General features: G+C 35.2%; 13 protein-coding genes and 1 tRNA gene. 12 read left to right on the top strand and 2 right to left on the bottom strand.

Annotation, left to right across the window (positions count from 1 at the left end; translation table 11 throughout):
• Positions 1-38 precede the first annotated feature (38 nt).
• The 9 genes from bsdcttw_RS18785 (at position 39) to bsdcttw_RS18745 (ending at position 8912) form a co-directional block, all read left to right on the top strand.
• On the top strand, positions 39-689 hold the full coding sequence (locus tag bsdcttw_RS18785) for a hypothetical protein (protein WP_185256347.1): 651 nt from the start codon (positions 39-41) through the stop codon (positions 687-689).
• Positions 690-850: 161 nt separating this feature from the next.
• Positions 851-1609, top strand: a complete 759-nt coding sequence (locus tag bsdcttw_RS18780; RefSeq protein ID WP_185256346.1) for a hypothetical protein — start codon at positions 851-853, stop codon at positions 1607-1609.
• Positions 1610-1707: 98 nt separating this feature from the next.
• Positions 1708-2283 (top strand): histidine phosphatase family protein, encoded by a 576-nt coding sequence (locus bsdcttw_RS18775; protein ID WP_185256345.1) that lies wholly within the window; start codon positions 1708-1710, stop codon positions 2281-2283.
• A gap of 122 nt (positions 2284-2405) precedes the next feature.
• Positions 2406-3299: a helix-turn-helix transcriptional regulator gene (locus bsdcttw_RS18770; RefSeq protein WP_185256344.1), complete on the top strand. Its 894-nt coding sequence runs from the start codon at positions 2406-2408 to the stop codon at positions 3297-3299.
• Positions 3300-3310: 11 nt separating this feature from the next.
• Entirely contained in the window at positions 3311-4135 is an 825-nt protein-coding gene (locus bsdcttw_RS18765) for a DUF2268 domain-containing putative Zn-dependent protease (RefSeq protein WP_185256343.1), read from the top strand.
• 165 nt (positions 4136-4300) lie between these two features.
• Positions 4301-5107, top strand: coding sequence for a helix-turn-helix domain-containing protein (locus bsdcttw_RS18760; protein ID WP_185256342.1), 807 nt, complete (start codon positions 4301-4303; stop codon positions 5105-5107).
• A 479-nt stretch (positions 5108-5586) separates the two neighbouring features.
• Positions 5587-5796 carry a P-loop NTPase family protein gene (locus bsdcttw_RS25095; RefSeq protein WP_225903705.1) on the top strand — a complete coding sequence of 70 codons (210 nt, stop codon included), beginning with the start codon at positions 5587-5589 and terminating at the stop codon, positions 5794-5796.
• A 19-nt stretch (positions 5797-5815) separates the two neighbouring features.
• A complete protein-coding gene (locus bsdcttw_RS18750) occupies positions 5816-7294 on the top strand; it encodes a GNAT family N-acetyltransferase (RefSeq protein ID WP_185256341.1) in 1479 nt (492 codons plus the stop codon).
• Positions 7295-7406: 112 nt separating this feature from the next.
• On the top strand, positions 7407-8912 hold the full coding sequence (locus tag bsdcttw_RS18745; protein ID WP_185256340.1) for a methyl-accepting chemotaxis protein: 1506 nt from the start codon (positions 7407-7409) through the stop codon (positions 8910-8912).
• Positions 8913-9035: 123 nt separating this feature from the next.
• On the opposite strand, the gene bsdcttw_RS18740 is transcribed toward bsdcttw_RS18745, so the two are convergent.
• On the bottom strand, positions 9036-11162 hold the full coding sequence (locus tag bsdcttw_RS18740) for a helix-turn-helix transcriptional regulator (protein ID WP_207726432.1): 2127 nt from the start codon (positions 11160-11162) through the stop codon (positions 9036-9038).
• 210 nt (positions 11163-11372) lie between these two features.
• Between bsdcttw_RS18740 and bsdcttw_RS18735 the strand changes: the two genes are divergently transcribed.
• The 3 genes from bsdcttw_RS18735 (at position 11373) to bsdcttw_RS18725 (ending at position 13701) form a co-directional block, all read left to right on the top strand.
• A complete protein-coding gene (locus bsdcttw_RS18735; RefSeq protein WP_185256338.1) occupies positions 11373-12584 on the top strand; it encodes an EAL and HDOD domain-containing protein in 1212 nt (403 codons plus the stop codon).
• A gap of 537 nt (positions 12585-13121) precedes the next feature.
• The gene (locus tag bsdcttw_RS18730) at positions 13122-13538 is read left to right on the top strand and encodes a MerR family transcriptional regulator (RefSeq protein ID WP_207726431.1); all 417 of its coding nucleotides are present in this window, start codon (positions 13122-13124) and stop codon (positions 13536-13538) included.
• 91 nt (positions 13539-13629) lie between these two features.
• A tRNA-Gly gene (locus tag bsdcttw_RS18725) sits at positions 13630-13701 on the top strand.
• 149 nt (positions 13702-13850) lie between these two features.
• Here the strand turns inward: bsdcttw_RS18725 and bsdcttw_RS18720 are convergent.
• Positions 13851-14528, bottom strand: a complete 678-nt coding sequence (locus bsdcttw_RS18720; RefSeq protein WP_185256336.1) for a tyrosine-type recombinase/integrase — start codon at positions 14526-14528, stop codon at positions 13851-13853.
• Between the last annotated feature and the right edge of the window lie 982 nt (positions 14529-15510).

Raw genomic sequence — 15510 nt, 5'->3', positions numbered from 1 at the left:
TGCTGGTTTATTGAAGAACAATCAAGGGAGAAAATACGATGGCTTCAAGATTGATTCATTATTTGATTGCAGAAGAAATTGCGGTAATGAATACGGGAATAGATAGAGATCGATTTGTATATGGAGCATTATTACCGGATTTATCGAAGCATGAAGATGGCAGTTATGAGAAAGCTCATTTTGGAGAAGTATTGACAAAAGAGAATAAGAAAGGCATTAACTGGCTTAAATTTAAAGATAGATATAATTGGCAGATGAGTGATTCCCTTTATATGGGTTACTATTGTCATCTAATAATGGATGCTTTATGGTTTTCAAGTATTGCAGACAGATTTATCAGAATTCATCTCTACCCGGAACGAAAATTATATTATGAGATGAGCTATAAAGATTTTAGAGTACTTAATTATATTTTATCAAAAGATTATAATTTACATTATTACCTTCCATTAATGGATGGGATTGGTATAGAAGAGATTGATCAACTTTTGTGTCTTGAATTCTGCCAGGCATTAAGAAGTGAAATCAATGATTCAAAAGCAGCTTCCAGGGAGGACCTCGAACTATATCCATACAATGAAATCCTTACATATATAAATCAGGCGAAGGAACTGTGTATAAATGAATTAAGTGCCCTAGCTGAAGGGAAGGAATCTATGAATCCAGTAAACTTATATACTACAGTATAAGGAATGGAAATAGAAAGTGGTTAGTGTGAAAATGAAAGACAATTTTCACTTTTGATTTAAGTACTCGCTAAAGCACATCACATGGAGGGAAGAGTGAAAGATAAATCTTTCACTCCCCCTGATTTTGTACACGTGCTAAAGCACGCAGATGGGAGCCAAATATGAAATTACGATATAATAATCCGGGGATACAACATAGCATTGATAGTATCATGCTATTCCTTGAAGGAGATTACAGCGAATACTGGTTCGAGTCTTCCCTTTATTTTTATCCTCAGATTGATAAAGGAAAACTTTGTTCTTTCAATAGCCTTCAGAAGCGAGATTATTTGTTAGAGGTTCTTAATGGTGTTGTAGAATTCGAAGCAATTAAGCAAAAAGTAATAAGCTATCAGAAGTATTGGGATTCTAAATCATTCAGTATACAAAAGGCATTAGAGGATACATTTGATCTAAATTTATCGGACAAATTTAACGACCTGATTGGAAATATCACACTGAATCCAATATGTCCAAGATTTTTAGATGAAAGAAGATTTGATGTTTTTTATTTAAATAGTGAAAAAGGAGCTCTAGGAATGGCCATCCATGAAATTATCCATTTTGTTTGGTTTTATGTATGGAATTGTCACTTTAAGGATGATAAAAGGGAATATGAAAATCCTCATATAAAATGGATTTTCAGCGAAATGGTTGTCGATACCATTATGAGAAAGGATAAGAGGCTATATTCAATCAATCCCTATTTCGAAAGCGGCTGTGCGTATGATTATTTTTATACAATGAAAATAGATGGAACTCCTGTGCTGGATATACTGCAAAGGCTTTTTGAAGACAATAATATCCTCTTGTTTATGGAAAAAGGTTATGAATATTGCCTCGTGCATGAAAAGGAAATTAGGAATCAAATAAAAAAATAAAAAGCTAACGCATTAGAAATAAAGGATGCAAGTAAAACTAAAGATTTCACAAGTATGATATTATATAGCTGCAAAAAACACCTAGATAGGAGTAAATTATGACTCATGTTTATTTTATCAGACATGCTGAACCAAATTATAAGAATCATGATGATCAAACAAGGGAACTCACCGAGAAAGGAATGAAAGACAGAGTACTTGTTACTGACTACTTAAAAGATAAAATGATTGATGTGGTTTTATCAAGTCCTTATAAGCGTGCAGTAGATACAGTAAAAGACTTTGCTGACAAATATAATCTTCATATTAAGTCTGTTCATGATTTTCGTGAAAGGAAAATTGATAGTATATGGATTGAAGATTTTCAGACGTTTAGTAGGCGGCAATGGGCTGATTTTAATTATAAATATTCTGATGGGGAAGCATTAAATGAGGTTCAAAAACGAAATATTTCTGCACTAAATGCTGTATTAATAGAGTATCAGAATAAAAATATAGTTGTTGGGAGCCATGGAACTGCTCTTAGCACAATTATAAATTACTATGATAGCTCATTTGGATATGATGACTTTGAACGAATTAAATCACTCATGCCTTGGGTTGTAAAGTTTACTTTTAAGAATACTGATTGTATTGGAATTGATAAAATAAATTTATTTGATGATAAAAGCTAGAGTATACATTTGTAATTCATTGCATTAACGGTGTCTTTATAGTTCTGTTGATAAAATTTATAATATGTCCGAAAATATCAAAAATATACGTCCGTGTTACATTACAATGAAAGAAGGAAGAAATGTATAGCTATGAAAGCATAGTAAGTGAAGTAAAAGATAAAATCAGACGAGAACTGGATAGTATAAGCTGCAATAAAGCAGCACAGCAGTATGGATATTCCGAAAAGCAGCTGAGAAGAATTTTTTCATCTGCTACGGATATGAATTTAGGTAAGTATATTAAATACAGGAGAATGGCGCAGGCATTATGGGAGTTGCGTTATACCAATACAAGTATCATTCAGATTGCACAGAATAATGGCTTTGAGTCCCAGGAGAGCTTTACACGAGCTTTTAAGTCAGCATTTAAGACTACTCCCTCAAAATTTCGTGAGCTTGGGGAATTGGAAGGCAATCAGATTGAAAATATGTTAAAAGAAGTAACAGAAGAAGCCTCCCATGAAAATGCCAGGAGCAAGAAACAAGTCTTACCGGAACCAACTGTCCAGATAATTCATAAACCCAAAAGTCTATGGTATAGTTTGATGAGAAATACCGATGATTTATTCCCGCATGATTTTTATACCAGCTCCATGAAGAATGGGATTTTTGAAAAGATAAGGCAGATGAAAGATGTGGAGTATATGGAGGGGGTATATTTGACGCATATCTACAAGGGACAGAAATTTACCTCGTTAACTTTAGGTTTCGAACTTGAACCTACAGAAGCTATTCCAAGCTTTAAGGGGTTTGAAGTCAATATGTGTCCTTCTTCTGATTATCTGAAGGTAAATGTGCCGCCTTATAGGAGCTACGAGTTAGGTGGACATGTCTTAGCGGCATGGGATGTATTGTCTGATTTTAATTATGCTGATTATCAATTACGTAGAGATCTGGATAGTGCGCCAATTTTTGAGATGGACTCTCCAACAAGCGGCTATACATTATATTTTCCAGTAACCAGTTTATTTTAGGAGGATATACCGTGAAAATTGAATTAATACCGGCTTATTTGAAGCTTGAAGATTACATTCGGGCAGAACATCAGGATCAAGAGACCTGGAAAGTAATTATGGTGGAACCATATTGGAATACAATATCCCAATGGGCGCCTTTTCCGGAAGACTATAAAATGCCCATTTGTCAGTTGGACAAGGCGGAAGCAAAACAGCAGCTGGAGGCACTAAAGACGGTCAACTGGAATCAGGTTGAAGAAACTTTTAATGATATATGCAATCGATTACCAAAGGATGATGAAGATACTATGTATGTGGCTATCTATCCCTCAAATACAGGGATACCGGAAGGGATCTATGGTACGGGAGTTTGGGGAAATATTATCCTAAATATAAATGCTGCAAACAGCAATTTTGAGGAGTGGCTTCCCTTTGTCTTTGCTCATGAATATCATCATAATGTGTGGGGAAATTATTGGTATTGTCTTCATAATGGCGAAGGACTTCATGGATGGCTGATTGAAAGCATTATTATTGAAGGCGAAGCGGATGACTTTGCAGAAAGTATATTTGGAGATAAGAGTCCCTCGTGGCATCTTGGAGTAAATAGCAAGGAGGAAGAGGATATCTGGAAAAAAATAAAAACTGCAGCTAAATTATGTCTACCGCCGGAGGAAGCAGGTAAATACATATTTGGATGCGAAGAATTAGGAATACCTCAAAATGCAGGATATTATTTTGGTATAAAAATAATTAGAGAATATAAAAAGAGAAATCATATTAACGATGTAAATAGTTTAATGTCAACTCCATTAGAGGAAATCTACCGATTTTATGAAAGTTGTATGGTTTAGATAATACTTGATTGTGTACAATTAGAGCATTATGTAATTAGAAGCCAATAGAGTCAAACAGGACATACATGAAAAAATGAATTTAAAAATGACAGAATCAAGCAGTTCTTATCAAGAGAAGTACCCTAACCTCGGATAAAATATTTATGAACAGGAGGTAAGAAAATGTCTGAAATAAAACAGCTTCAGAAGGCAGTAGATTATATTGAAACCAATATTACGACAGAGTTGGACTATACAGAAATTGCAAAACAAGCCTGTATGTCAACCTTTCATTTCCAACGTTTATTCTCAATTTTGTGCGGACACACTATCGGAGAATATATAAGAAACAGACGTCTTTCACTTGCAGCAATGGAAATGATGTCAACAGAGAAAAATATTATTGAGATTGCGCTTCGATATGGCTATGATACACCGGAAGGTTTTACAAGGGCATTTCACAGATACTTTGGAATTACTCCTTCGGCAGCCCGGGACCGAAAAATTGTATTACCAAGCTTCGAAAAGCTCTCCGTTCAAAAAACACTATTTGGAGGTATGGTTGAGATGGATGATATGACAAGTTTTAGTAAGCGTGGGTATTATGTAAAAGAAAATGCACCGGTTTATTTCACAAATGATATGGATTTGACCTGTAAATGGTTTCGCGATGTCCTTGGATGGTATGGAGATATATGCGGGAGAGATGAAAAGGATAATCCGATATACGGATGTGTGTTTGATTATCCGGGAGAGTTAATCGTTGCTAATCTGACTCCCTTTCGAGGAATTCATCTATTCAACGGTGAGCCGGGAAAAGGGGTAGTAGCTTTTATTAATATTCAAGGAATTGATACCTTCCATAAGTTTGTCAGAGATAACGGATGGAATCAAATATCTGAGATATATGAGCAACCCTGGGGGGCGAAGGAATGCTGCGTAACTACAATCGATGGTTCCATCATTCGGTTTTTTGAAACCTCTGTTTGAGTCTAAGAAAAGATATAAAAAAAGATATAAAAAGATATAGAAAAAATATAGAAAGAAATATAGAAAAAAATACAGAGAAAATATAGAAAATATAAAGCTTATATAAGCTCGCGGGCTGTCCTATAAAGAGACCCTGCGAGCTTTTTGAATTCTGAAAGGTATGTAATAATTTATTATTAAAACCGGAAGTTTCCAGAGATACGTTCTATAATTTCCAATATTATGCTATAATACGAGTTAGACTGTTCCATATAGAACAAGAGAATAGAATTTTTATTAATATAAACGAAGAGAAAAGAAAAAAATAATCTCAGACAGATTATGAACGTATTTTGAAAGGATATGGTTTCTATAATGGAGGATACTGCACTTTTGATTATATTAAGAGGTAATTCCGGGAGTGGCAAGACTACAACAGGAAAAGCCTTGCAGAAAAAATTCGGGCACGGTACAATGTTGATTTCTCAGGCAACCGAATTTTGGCATATTACTTTGATATTCCTTTTGAAGAAACCTTAATTCGTCATCAGCAAAAGCCAAATGCCCATGAATTTGGTGAAGTTGACATGAGAAAATGGTGGCAGGAGAGGGACTTTTTAGGGATTATCCCTGAAGTGAAATTGTCTATGGATTTAAGCCTTAATGATATTGTGAACCAGATTAGCAATGACATCGCAGTGCAAATATAACCTAAGAGGAGGCAACAAATTGTTAGATAAAGCAGGACTGAGTGAAAAGATAAATCGATGCGTAATAGAATGGGATGTTTCCGGTGCTGTTGCTGTTGTAAAGGAACATGAGTGGTATCATGAGAATTACTACGGTTTTGCAGACAGAGAGAAATTAATACCGATCAAAGAAGACAGCACTTATCTTATCTCCTATAACAGCAGATTCTTAATGGGTCTTTGCATTGGAAAGTTGCTGGATGAAAAGAAAATAAGATTATCCGAAACAATAGACACCTATATTCCGGAATACAGCCATGCAACTGAAATAACACTGAAGCAGCTATGTCTTAAGCAGAGCGGTATTCCGGATTTTTTTAACAGTGGTATTATGAAAAATAAGCAGGAGGATATAGCGTATCAGAATCTTATTGATGAACAGCGTAATCTCAAGGATCGTAAGCTCCTTACACATCCCTGGGATTTTTACGATGCTTTTTCTTTTGTTAACAATAAGGCACTAACTTGTTTGCCCGGAACGGAACCAGCAGATGACTTGGATAATATGTCAGAAACGCTATTTATCAGGGAAGTAATAGAGAGATGTGCAGGAATGAAGCTGCCGGATTACCTTCGAGAGGTTATATTCGCTCCCATTGGTATAAAAGGAGATTATAAAAAACCTGATACAAAACCTTATGCCGTATACCATATGAACAGCTACATAAACAGTGAATACGAAGAGAATGTAAAATATGCCTTTGGGATAAATTACAGAGAGGCTAAGAAGCTGTTACAAGCCTTGGTAGAGAAAAGGCTTCTGTCGGAAAAGGCCTGGAAAGCAATTACCACACCTGCAACTTTTGAACAAAGTATAGCTTTTAATTCCGTTTCCGGCCTATTAAGTGCTCGCGGTCTGGAATACGGCAGTACAGGCTGGAGCTGTTATCTTTATCTGAACTGGAAGGAGAAATTAGGCCTTCTTCATCTTACAAACAGTGAACTGATAGAACGCAGTGTCGGCGGAGATTCTATCAGCCAATTCCGTAAGGAGTTTAGAAAATTGGTTACCTCAGCATTTGTGTTCCCCAAAGATACAAAATTGGTTCCTTTTAATAAAAGGAATCTCTGGGATGCCATGGAATTATCCATTGAAGAGGAGCAGTTGGAGTATATGAGTAATGCCAAGCGGGCTATCTGTATTGCATATGCATATAAACAGAAGCTATTTGTGCTAATGGAAGGAGAGTATTCCATTGGTTTGGTTGCTTTTAAGGTTGATCGGAAAAACGAGAATTACTATATTGAAAGTGTTTTGATTGATAAGAAATATCAAAACCGAGGCTTTGGTAAAATCATGATGATGCAGGGGCTTACCTACCTGAAATCTCAAGGATGTAAATACCTTACTATAGGAGTTCACCGACATAATATGGCTGCCCTAAAACTGTATAAATCGGTAGGATTCACTGAAAAAACCGTCTATGAAGACTTTGTTGAAATGGAGACGTATCTTTAAGAATGATTTTTTCTTTTCTTAAACTGTATAAGATTGACTTAATTCGACAATAGTGATATTCTTCTAAATAATACCATTTTACTGGGACGAAAAGGAGAAATAATCAATTGCTATGGATACTATTTATCAAGGACTGAAAATCAGAAGGTTTAACGAGAAATCAGAAAGAAACAAAGTTATTAACAGATTTATACTTTTAGGAACTACCATACTATATGCTTTGTATATAGCAGTCCTGGTTCGAAATTACATGACAAAGGATGTCTCCTTTATCATACCTGCCATTCTTATTCCATTATGCTGCCTTGCATTTACCATTAACATGGCGGTTTATATTAAGAAACCTATTAGTAATATACTAGGGTGGGGAAGCCTGATCAGTTACATGATTATATACTCTATTTTCCTTTTGAGTGATGAGAGCAGTTTTGTCAGGATAAGTGTAATCCCTGTATTATCAGCAGTAATTTTATTTTACAATACCAAATTAGTGAGGATTTTTTGTCTGTGGAGCAGTATTGTTAATATTATCTATTCCGTGCTTTTAATAATGTCCGGGACTACGGATATATTTCAAAATATTTTGGAACTAATTATTATTCTTTTAACTCTTAATACTATTTATAAATGCACAGATATAGGGCATCGTTTTTCCCATGATTCACTTTATACGGTAAAGGATCAGAAAGAAATTCAAGATATAATGGTAAATGATATTCTAGATATTGCAAAAATAGTAAAGAACGGAACATCAAAAAGCAATGAACTTGTACAAGTCCTCGGAGAGTCTACAAAAATAGTGAATTCATCAATTGGTGAAGTATCAGCCAGTACACAGGCTACGGCCGATAATATTCAGGAACAGACAATTATGACCCATAATATCCAGCAATCCATTAATCAAACCATAGAACATTCTGATAAGATGGTAGAGATTGCTGCCAATGCAGCGGAATCTGTTCGGAATGGCTTGGCCGTTATGGAGAACTTAAAGGGCCAGTCAAGTTATATTGCATCGACCAATGAGACAGTAGTTAGTTCTATGGATAAATTGCATAATAAAATGAGTGAAGTACAAGACATCGCAAAAATGATATTTATGATATCCAATAAAACAAATCTGTTAGCGTTGAATGCCTCGATAGAAAGTGCACGAGCCGGTGAAGCTGGTAAAGGTTTTGCGGTTGTTGCAGAAGAAATTAGACAGCTGGCAGAACAGACAAGAGTTTCTACGGAAAATATCTCAAAGATAATTGAGGAATTAAATCTGAATGCTTCAGATGCAATCCGCCATGTAAAAGAATCAATTTTGTCCACTGAAAATCAAGGAAACCTTATTACCACGGCTTCTCAAAGTTTTGAGAAAATAAATGAAGATGTAAATATACTCTCCGGGCACATCGAAGAAATAGATATTATGTTAGCAGAGTTAGCAGAAGCGAATAACCAGATAGTTGATAGTATTAGTCAATTATCCGCCGCAACACAGGAGATTACAGCAAGTTCTGAAGAAGTATCTGCCATCAGTGAAAAAAACCTCGAGAAATCAGAAACTGCAAAAGAATATTTAACAGAGGTTCTTGAGAGTACAAAGCGGTTTGATAAATATTTGAATTAGAAAAACCGATTAAATTAAAACACCACATAGAACGAGTACGTTAAAATGTCTTGTTCAAGTGGTGTTTTAATTTATTTGGGAAACACAACATTTATTGAAAGCAATCGATACTTGCGAGGGGTGTCATGTATCTGATTGAGCTTTCGCGTGTAATTTGGCAAACAACAGATAAAAAAGTTCGCCTGCTTCGAAGACTTCCTGGCTTAGATGCTGGTCTGCTGTCTGTACTCCAATATCTGAAAAGCCAATAGAATTTAATCTGCCTTTTAAGGTGGTTTGTATGAGATGGTTTATCTCTTGTATCTGTTCATCTGCTTTACCATGCAGAACATAGAGAAGTATATTGCCGGCATAATGCCCAATCCAGTCTTCCGGTCCTGGAAGGCAGGCATGGGCTGATTCTGAAAGAAGAGGCAGGAATTCATAAATGTCATTGGATAGCTCCGGTAGTGTGAATACAACTGTAATTAAAGTTAAAGGTTCCCGCTCTGCCTTTGATCTGCGTATATCTAAAGGTAAATGCTTATCAATGTAATACCTGGTATAAAATCCTGTCTGCTTATCTGTCGATTTATCAGCTGCCTCAAGAAGTGGATTAGTGATAGCAGCAGCTATGTTAATAATAGACTGGTTGGATATATCCTTTAAAAGCTCAGTTATATAAACGGATTTTCCTATATGTTCAGGAAAAGCAAGAACCAGGTAAGTTTGTTTTTCTTTTTGTTCCAGCTTAAAGAAGGTATCGTTTTGAACATATGCCCGAATAGAGATGCAATTTTGACAGGATTCGTTATTGTTCCAAAAGTAATAGCAAGCAGATTCATTCGGGATTTCTTCACCAGATATCACCCAGGTTGTATGTTCGATGGGATTCACAATCCGTGCCACATCATAATGACCGTCAAAGATTGTAAGTTTTGTTTTGATTTGAAAAACTATTTGCGATATTAGATTATAATATGCGTTTTCAGTCATTGAAGTCATTCCCACGAAGCTGATGCCATGAGCATTCCGATAGTCTGAAGGAGAGATTCCGCAGTATTTTTTAAATACTGCTGCAAAATGATTCTGATAATGAAAACCGACGCTTTGTGCAACCTCTAATATGCTTGAATTCTTTTCCAGTAAGAGTTTTTTGCTTTGTTCAATACGGATATTATTTATATTATCATTTAAGGATAAACCGGTTTCTGACTTTATTAAATTAGAAATATAATAGGTGCTTAAACGGGTGAGGTTGGATAAATCCTCTAGTGTTATTTTTTCGCTGTAATGGCTGTAGAGATAGTCTATGATTTTTCTTACAGGCTGGGAATAGATACTTTTTTTGCTCTTGGAGACCGCATTTGTAATCGTCGCCAGAACATTCTTCATCATTTCATAGATCTCAGTAATATTATTAGTAAGTTCCATCCGAAGAATCATTTCGTCTGTCATATCCAGTGTCTGCACATAAGGTGCGCCGGCATCGATGGCAGTATAACAGGCCATGGAACATAGTTTAATACAGCTGTTTTTAATGCTTCTTATATGATCTGTATTATAGAACTGATGCACTGGGGCGAAAGAAGCGCTTTGCTGATTAATAAGATCTAAAAGCCTTTGTGTATCACCTTCCTGTATTGCCTGCTTAAGGCTTAGATAGGTTGAGGATGGAATATGACGTTCAATTCCCTTGACATTCCACTTACGATTTTCTGAAATAGAGGATGGTTTAATAGACTTTTTTACCGTTTGTTGATTACTTTTTATTATTTGAATAGGAGCATTTTCTTTCATTAGGCTGGTACTGAGTGAATATAAAACAGTTCCGTATGATATTGCTTTTTCATAGACAATGGTTTTCTTTCTCATTAGAAGCTTGCGAATTTCTGATTTCTTATGTTCAGATAGATGGAGAGGTTCGGTAAATTCATCAAATTCTACATCAGAGAGTTCTCTTACTATAATAGGATCGGATACAATTGCTCCGATATAATTGTTATTTCTGACTATAAAAACAATATGGCAAATAATACTATCGTGAAGGAAAAAAGCAAAGTATCTTTTATCGCTTACAGTCTTGGAAAATTTTTCTGAAAGAAAAGACAATACATGATCGAAACCCAAGTCGCTTAATTCATTTACAGTAGTATAATCAGTGTTGGATAAAATCAGATTTAGTCGAATATCAAAGAAAAAGGAACCATTTTCTGTAGCCATTAAGTAGGTGTCCATAATTCTTTTCAAATTAATAGTGCAGTCTAGCAAGTTTATGCCCCCTTTAATTTAAAATATATAACAAATTATTACAATAAGCAACAATGATAAAAAATTTTCCCTATAATATTTCTAATTTCACAACTTTTTATCCACTTAGAATAAAAATTGGTATATAATGGTATATATCACAACGATATAAATTTAAAAAATTATCTTTTTTCATGAAAATTATGGCTTTTAAAATTGATAGGAGGATGTATGGACGTATATATTGCCAGGCAACCGATATTTAATCGTAAAATGAAAGTATATGGTTATGAACTCCTTTATAGAAAGAGCTTAAATAATTATTTTGAGGGAGGAGATGACGACCAGGCAACAACAGCTTTGATAAATAACTCTTTTTTAGTTTTTGGATTTCAGGAACTGACAGGACAAACGAAAGGATTTATTAATTTCTCTCAGAATCTAATTTTAAATGAATTAGCATATTTACTGCCCAAAGATCAGGTGGTTATTGAGATTTTGGAGAGAGTTGAACCCAATGAGAAGATCATTGAAGCCTGTAAGAAGTTAAAAGAGAAGGGATACATACTGGCTTTGGATGATTTTGTTCTGGAACAGTATACGAAAGAGTACCTGCCTTTAATTGAGATCGCTGATATCATAAAAGTTGAATTTCCTGCTATTAAGGGGGATGGTATACAGAAGATTATTGATAAGTTCGGACAGAAGATAACCTTTCTGGCAGAAAAAGTTGAAACCAGAGAAGAACACCAGCGTGCGATGAATATGGGATTTAAACTTTTCCAAGGGTATTATTTCAGCAAACCTCTCTTAGAGAACCTTAAAGAGATTGATGCATTGAATGTTAATCTTGTAAGAATTGTTAATGTTCTTAATATTGAACCGATTGACTATGATAAAATAGCTGAAATTATTCAGCAGGATGTAGGTTTGTCCTATAAATTCTTAAAAATGTCCAACTCTGTATATTATGGAACCAAGTACAGAATAAAGAACATTAAGCAGGGACTGATGTTTATGGGTACAGATGAAATTAGGCGCTGGGTATATCTGATGATGCTAAGAGGAGTACAAAGTCCTGAGAATGCGGAACTTGTAAAAACCTCTGTTATTCGCGGGAAGATGCTTTCACTTTTAGCAAAAGAATTACATACAGCAAAAGAATCGGATTATTTTATCGGTGGCATGTTTTCATCTGTAGATGTACTGATGAATACCAATATGGAAAAAGCGTTGGTTGGCCTTCCCTTATCACAGGAAGTGCAAGATGCACTATTGGGTAAACCGAATCAGCTTCGATGGTACATTGATACTGTAGTTGCTCTTGAACGTGCAGAATGGGAAAAGTTGTCTCAGGCAGGTGGTTATCCTCAGGTATCAGCAAATAGGTATATGACATTATATCTGGAAGCAATACGATGGCAAAGATCGTTAATGGATTAACATTAAAATGCAGAATTTAGTGAAATAATTTAAAACACCTCCTAAAAGTGAAACAGCAAAGCTGTTTACTGGTAGGAGGTGTTTTAAATAATTGAGGGGAAACAAAATGTTTTATAATGAAAGCAATCGATACTTGTGAGGGGTACAAGCATCAGATTGTGCTTTCCAAGTAATTATAGACAACATGAAAACTTTCGAATCTTGTTGTCTGTTACATAGAGAAAAAAATTGAGTTGCTGATATTAATTTATCTCTTGCTACTAATATAATACAAAATTCTACACGAAGCAACAGGGAAAGCATGAAAAGTAATAAATATTTTGCTATTTTTTATATAAATTTTTTGGATTTAAACATTATTTACCAAAATAGTTTAAATTACATCTTAAATTGCGATAATAATTTCACATTTTATCTTTGGCAGTTTACTTTATGCCTTGAATATGCTAATATATTACGGAAGATATGCAGAATATGTCAAAGGATTGTACATAGTTGTCCCGCCAAGGACGGATAAAAGGTTAGGGGGATTTGAGCATGGGAATGAATGGCGGATTACAGAGCTGCTTAAGATGCGGGAATATGTTTATATATTCCGGAATGGGTAAATGTATATGTGAGAATTGTAAAAAGGAAGATGAAGCAGAATTTCAATCAGTAAAGAATTATATATATGAACATCCTTCGGCTACCATTATGGAAGTATCCAAAGAGACAGATGTGAGAGTTGTTAGAATTAAGAGTTATCTAAAAGACGGGCGTTTGATTATATCAGATGATTCGCCTATTTTTATAAATTGTGAAGTATGCGGAGAAAGTATTAAATATGGCCGCCTATGCCGTAATTGCGCAGATACTATGAGCACTGAGATGAGAAATGCCTTGAAGGTTGAGGAATACCAGGTAGGCGAGAAGCCTAATATGAGTATAAGAACAAGATTTCTTGACCGATAGTAAAAAAGGTGTTGACATATAATAATGCTTGTACTATAATATTGTTTGTGTTCGCCAGGTAATTAATTACCAGATGAAATAATACAAACGTGCGCGAGTGGCTCAGTGGTGGAGTATCGCCTTGCCAAGGCGAGGGTCGCGGGTTCGAATCCCGTCTCGCGCTTAAATAATTTCCTCAGAAATCTTGAAATATCAAGGTCTCTGGGGATTTTTCATTTTATGAGTTTTGAGTACCCATGAGTACGTCATTTCCATTCATCTCTGAAAGCGCATTCACAATCTGTCTTGATGTCTTCTGCTTTCCTTGGTTATTCAGTATGTAGGTAAGAGTGGTAGCTTCATCATTGTGACCAAGATACCATTGAATGTCTTCAATTGCCACTTTTTTTCTTGCATTTCAGATGCTACCGTTCTGCGAATATCATGGGCAGATTTCACTTCAATTCCTGCTCGTGTGCATTGTGCACGGATACAGTTATCAACCTCACGAATCTTGGTTCTGCCTTCTTTATCGCAGAAGATAAAATCCCCATCTGAATATCCTGCTTCCTCATTGATGCTCTTAACCGTCTGAAACAGATTAATTTCATAGTCGCTTAAAGGAAGATATCTGTCACCAGCAGGGCTTTTCTTCTTCGTATACTCACAGATAGCTACTTTGAGTTTCCCGTTTTCATCTTCAACACGACTTTCCATCCGATGGATGTGTATTTCTCTGGCTTCCCAATCAATATCCGACCATTTCAGTGCCACAGCCTCACCTATCCTAAGACCAAGCTTGAACAGAAGAAATACCACATAGGTATCCGTCTCGTATGGCATCTGCATTAATCGCTTGTTCAGTTGTCGAAATAGTTTTTCCTTTTCTTCAGGGAGATAGACCCTACTTTCATCTTTAGGATTATTAGGTGGTTTACAGCCATTCACGTTGATTTCAATATCATCATATGGATTGGACAGAATTAAGCCTTTCTTCTTCGCGTACTTCATTAAGTCCTTGAAATCTGCTTCATATTGTCCAGTTCTTTCTTGGTTAAATCATATTCACTGATACAGCCATGAAAGAAACCCTCAATGTCATCAACTGTGATTCTGTCAATGGATCCTGATGTTTGGAACGATCAATCGCAAGCTTACTGTCCAAAGATTGCTTCACTTGGTCAACTAGAGATTTTTTATTCTTGTGTGACATAACGATTCCTTTCTCACTGATTTCGCGATAAAAACATAAACAATGGGTATCTGTTAAAGCTAAGCACAACCCACTCTTATTTATACAATCTATGGACGATTGTTTTTGCCACGAAACACTTTGTGCTTCAGAAAGAAATTTAATAAAGGGTTCCTTCATTACCTACCATGCTTCTTTGGCGGAGTAGCATAGTGAAATCTCCTTTTGAGATAATAATTAAATACAAGGATGTTTTTTTCATCCTTCAACTCATTTTGTTTTGCTAATTTAAATTAACAAAACTCAGTTTATTTTTTCTCCCTTCTTCTTTGATGCTAAGAATATGATTGAATCACTTGTTCGATATATGAAAAATGGTATAAAAAATCCCAATATCCGTTTACCCATAAATAAATGTGATGTGTAACCGTTATTGGAATTAGATTACAGTATAAGAATTATTGATATTATTAATAAATAATGGAATTTGTTGGTATTAATAAAAAAGAATGATATAATAAAAAAAGTTTATAGGTTAGCTACTTATTCAGACCTTGGACTTAATCTTATTGTTGACCATCTTGTTTTAAATCAAGTTGACGGTAAAGAACAAAAACTTTTTGATAGATTCATGAAACAACTAGATGATTAACCTGTACATTAGTAAAGGGAATATGCCCAATATAGGAATTAAGAAAACGTGAATTAAGCCGGGAAATAGAAAAATTGGTAATTCTGAATGGCAATTAAAACAAGGTTTATACCCGTTAGAGGGATATGCTATTATCGTTAATACCTATA

The sequence above is a fragment of the Anaerocolumna chitinilytica genome (assembly GCF_014218355.1).
GTDB classification, from domain to species: domain Bacteria; phylum Bacillota; class Clostridia; order Lachnospirales; family Lachnospiraceae; genus Anaerocolumna; species Anaerocolumna chitinilytica.
Note: the sequence above shows the minus strand (reverse complement) of the source record. Positions and strands in the feature narration are given on the sequence as shown.

Coding starts and splice junctions, on each gene's coding strand:
- bsdcttw_RS18785 (WP_185256347.1), top strand. CDS start 39: ATGGCTTCAAGATTGATTCATTATTTGATTGCAGAAGAAATTGCGGTA.
- bsdcttw_RS18780 (WP_185256346.1), top strand. CDS start 851: ATGAAATTACGATATAATAATCCGGGGATACAACATAGCATTGATAGT.
- bsdcttw_RS18775 (WP_185256345.1), top strand. CDS start 1,708: ATGACTCATGTTTATTTTATCAGACATGCTGAACCAAATTATAAGAAT.
- bsdcttw_RS18770 (WP_185256344.1), top strand. CDS start 2,406: ATGTATAGCTATGAAAGCATAGTAAGTGAAGTAAAAGATAAAATCAGA.
- bsdcttw_RS18760 (WP_185256342.1), top strand. CDS start 4,301: ATGTCTGAAATAAAACAGCTTCAGAAGGCAGTAGATTATATTGAAACC.
- bsdcttw_RS18745 (WP_185256340.1), top strand. CDS start 7,407: ATGGATACTATTTATCAAGGACTGAAAATCAGAAGGTTTAACGAGAAA.
- bsdcttw_RS18735 (WP_185256338.1), top strand. CDS start 11,373: ATGGACGTATATATTGCCAGGCAACCGATATTTAATCGTAAAATGAAA.
- bsdcttw_RS18730 (WP_207726431.1), top strand. CDS start 13,122: ATGGGAATGAATGGCGGATTACAGAGCTGCTTAAGATGCGGGAATATG.
- bsdcttw_RS18720 (WP_185256336.1), bottom strand. CDS start 14,528: ATGAAGTACGCGAAGAAGAAAGGCTTAATTCTGTCCAATCCATATGAT.